The following is a 215-nucleotide window of genomic DNA, read 5'->3' on the forward strand; positions in this document are numbered from 1 at the left end:
TGCCGTCGCTGAGGTTTTTCTCGTAGACGGTCAGCTCTCCACCGTAGACGTTCAGGCCGTCGAGGGTCACGGTGTCGTCGTTGTTGTGGATCTGCAGCACCAGGTTGGCGGTGCTGGTGTCGCCGTCTGCGTCGGTGATGGTGTATTGGAAGGTCTCGCTGCCATCACCACCGCCGTGCAGGGCTTTGAAGTCGGCGTCCGTGGTGTTGAGGGTG

1 protein-coding gene is annotated in these 215 nt (G+C 61.4%); it reads right to left on the reverse strand.

Annotation, left to right across the window (positions count from 1 at the left end):
- A partial coding sequence (locus tag KW839_RS27450; RefSeq protein WP_218426057.1) for a hypothetical protein occupies positions 1–215 on the reverse strand: 215 nt, incomplete at both ends.

It is taken from the genome of Pseudomonas sp. PDM31, assembly GCF_019218965.1.
In the GTDB taxonomy this organism is placed as follows: domain Bacteria; phylum Pseudomonadota; class Gammaproteobacteria; order Pseudomonadales; family Pseudomonadaceae; genus Aquipseudomonas.